Genomic DNA, 713 nt, shown 5'->3' with positions numbered 1-713 from the left:
CATCGATGCCGGTGCCCTGGTTTCAAAGCGACCCCCAACAACCTTCGGCAATATATGTCAGTGACGCGGATGTTTATGCATCTGCTTGAACAGCGAGGTTTGGTTCCCTCTAAAAACCGGAACGATATTTCACAGTATATAGGCCATTATGCCTCTGCACTTTCGGCAAAAGGCTACACTCCCAAGACTGTGAAGCACATGGTTTTCAATGCACGGCATTTTGCTTACTGGACCGGCAACGATGGCGGTTGGGATGATGTAAATCGTCATACCATTGAACAGTTCGCTCTACACGATTGCTCATGTCCACGTGCCAAGAGCGGCCCCCTAATGCATGGCACTGTGGCGACTCGCCGCCGGGATGCTGCCAAGTTCCTCAGATATCTCGTTGGCCAAGGCGTCATCGCTTCGCCACCGCAACAACCCGTGCTCGATGAGAGGCTGGCAGCTTATTGCCATTGGTTGGCTACGGCTAGGGCGCTTTCCCCCAGAGGCATCGAAGAGAAGCTAAGGGAGGTGAAGCGGTGGTACACTAAAATCTGTGGCGAGGAAGTAACGTGCTCGACTGAGGTACTGCGTTCGATCCTGTTCGACCAGGCACACCGCTCGACTGGATCAATCGGTCGAACGATGAGCACTCTGCGATCATTCGTCCGGTTTTTGATCGCCAAAGGTGAGTGCTCGCCCGATCGACTTGCCGCACTCAATGTGGG

At 53.9% G+C, this 713-nt stretch carries 1 protein-coding gene; it reads left to right on the top strand.

Annotated elements, in window-relative coordinates; all coding sequences use genetic code 11:
• Positions 1-75: 75 nt before the first annotated feature.
• Positions 76-713 (top strand): hypothetical protein (locus tag EN780_RS39970; protein ID WP_210215107.1); only part of this gene is annotated, 638 nt, incomplete at its 3' end.

The organism is Mesorhizobium sp. M4B.F.Ca.ET.089.01.1.1, assembly GCF_004022605.1.
Classification (GTDB): domain Bacteria; phylum Pseudomonadota; class Alphaproteobacteria; order Rhizobiales; family Rhizobiaceae; genus Mesorhizobium; species Mesorhizobium abyssinicae.
The sequence above is the reverse complement of the archived record's forward strand: the minus strand, read 5'-3'. Positions and strand labels throughout refer to the sequence as shown.